The sequence below is a fragment of the Clostridium sp. genome (assembly GCF_051650885.1).
Lineage (GTDB): Bacteria > Bacillota > Clostridia > Clostridiales > Clostridiaceae > Clostridium.
In genome coordinates, this window is sequence record NZ_JBOFRG010000011.1 from 1 (window position 1) to 2,403 (window position 2,403).

4 protein-coding genes are annotated in these 2,403 nt (G+C 30.6%); all 4 read right to left on the minus strand.

Translation table 11 applies throughout. The features are described from left to right. On the minus strand, window positions 1–641 hold a 641-nt coding region (locus tag ACRC28_RS00305; protein WP_438541464.1), incomplete at its 3' end, for an MFS transporter. A gap of 150 nt (window positions 642–791) precedes the next feature. Continuing rightward, entirely contained in the window at window positions 792–929 is a 138-nt protein-coding gene (locus tag ACRC28_RS00310) for a hypothetical protein (protein ID WP_438541465.1), read from the minus strand. Then, window positions 919–1,461: an MFS transporter gene (locus ACRC28_RS00315; RefSeq protein ID WP_438541466.1), complete on the minus strand. Its 543-nt coding sequence runs from the start codon at window positions 1,459–1,461 to the stop codon at window positions 919–921. Before ACRC28_RS00315 ends, ACRC28_RS00310 begins: the two co-directional genes overlap by 11 nt. Window positions 1,462–1,689: 228 nt before the next feature. Beyond that, window positions 1,690–2,403, minus strand: a 714-nt coding sequence (locus ACRC28_RS00320) for an RNA-guided endonuclease InsQ/TnpB family protein (protein WP_438541467.1), incomplete at its 5' end; no start/stop codon positions are given.

A 2,403-nucleotide genomic window follows, 5' to 3' on the forward strand; every position in this document is an offset into this window, starting at 1 on the left:
TTTTTTATAAGTCTTTTCATATACTTAAAGCTTTCACTAAGCTTTGGTGTTTCTATTTTCTTATCTTCTTCTTTTCTTATATCCTTTAAAAATATTGCAATTAATAGAAACATTATTGTTATTGCGATTAATGCTAATACAAGTATATTTTCAACTGGCATAAATTCTCTTAAAATTGGACTTCCACCAAATCCTACTGCTGAACATATCCCAACAATTATTCCAACAATACTTATAGCATCTGCCCTTTTTTCTGCTCTTAATGAACCTGAAAGCCAAGCATATCCTGCTGATGTTATAGCTCCAGCTCCCTGCACTGCTCTAGATAAAACAAAAAGATATGCATTATCTGCAAATACAGCGATTCCCATTCCCATCATCATAATAAATACACCTATTAAAATCATTTTTTTATAGCCATATTTATCACTCCAAATTCCAAAAGGTACTTGAAAAAGTCCCTGTGTAAGCCCAAAGATTCCGAGGGCAACTCCTGCTAGAAATAAACTTCCATCTACTAAACTTGACGTATAGGTAGCTACAAAAGGAGTAACTAAATTCATTGCAACTTGTCTAAACCCTAATGCTAGTCCAATTAATATGATAAAAACTATCTCATCTCTTGTAAATTTTTTTTCCATTTTAAATACATCTCCTCTTTATCCTTCAATTATAGTATCTTAATCTACTATTTCAATATTTTATTCACACTTCTTTAAATAAATTTGGATAAAGTTCAATATAAAAGAGCTTTTCCAAAAAGAAAAAGCCCCTACTTTTATAATATTTTACTACTCTAATATTTTTTTTACCTTTTCAACTGTAGTATCACATTCTTTTGTAAATCCATTATTTACTTTTCCTACTTCTATTATACTAATATTCATAATATATTTTCTACTAAATTCAAATAATTTCTTACTCCTCAATCTCGCCCCTCTTGTTTTTTAAAACATAGTGAAGAATAACTGTAACTGCTGGGAAGATTGCTACTACTAACATTCCAACTCTAAGTCCAATTTGCTCTCCTGATAGTACATTAAAGCTTTCGTTTAAAGACATAAAGTCTGTCACTTTCCCCATAACCCACGGTCCCATAGATGCTCCAATATCTCCTGCTGCTGCAAGTAGTGCAAACATTGCTGCACCTCCATAAGGTATTTTCTCTGAAGCTATAACTAAAGTTCCTGGCCAAAGTAAACTTACACAAATCCCACATAAAGCACAAGCTACTATAGATAATATTTTAAATGGTGATACTGCTGCAACTATATAACAAATAGTTGCTAAGAATGCTCCTCTTATAAGAACCTTACTTACATCAATTTTAGACCCATATATCCCATATAATACTCGTCCTATCCCAAGCATTATTGCAAACATACACATTCCAATAGTATCTCCTACAATTTTAGGCAGCATAAGCCCCTTCTCCATAAAGGTTGATGTCCATTGATTCATACTAACCTCTGATGCGGCTCCGATACGAAAAATATATACATTTCTATTTAAATGTAGACATTTATACTGTGATACAACTTATATCCTAAGACTTTCATTTTGTATCTTCCTTCTTCACTCTATCTGATTTTGTAGTGATAAATCACATACTACTTTCATTTGGTATGACAGTCCAAAGGCTTAAATTCCCCAGTATCGTTAGGTACATATTCAGAATCTATTTTTAGGTTAGATATTCTGAATTGAATAATTTGCTAAGTTAATGCTTGCATTTAAATCTCTATCAATTTTAAGACCACAAGAGCATTTATATATTCTATCTTTGAGTCTTAAGTCTTTCTTGATAGTTCCACAACAAGAACATTTTTTTGATGAAGGATACCATTTATCTGCTTCTACGAATTCTATTCCATATTTTTGGCACTTATATTGAATTTGTCTTTTAAATTCATATAAGCATTGCTCTGCAATAGCTTTCGCTAGGTGTTTATTCTTCATCATATTTTTGATATTAAGAGTTTCCATTACAATTTTGCTAGGCTTGGTTCTCACGATAGCATTTGTACTTTGGTGTAAATGGTTCATTCTTATATCAGTAAGTTTTTTATATAAATTACGAATCTCTTTATTTTGTTTTTGGATATTTTTTATATCTCTTAAAGGTTTTTTATAAACTGGTTTTCTATTTTCTGTGTGACTTGAAATATTATTTTCTATTTTTCTGCTAAGTTTTCTTTGCTCTCTTTTGAGTTTCTTTTTCAAATGCTTAACTCTTTTAGTTTTGTTAATATTCTTTTTAAACTCTCCATCTGAACAAACTGCAAGGCTTTTTATTCCAATATCAATGCCTAAAACTTTATCTGTTAACTCTACAGGTTCAAATTCTACATTGTATCCAACAGATAAAAACCAATTCTTACCGTCAAAACTTATTCTAGGATT

Excerpts from the sequence above, each read along its gene's own strand:
- ACRC28_RS00315 (WP_438541466.1), bottom strand. The coding sequence starts at position 1,461 with ATGAATCAATGGACATCAACCTTTATGGAGAAGGGGCTTATGCTGCCT.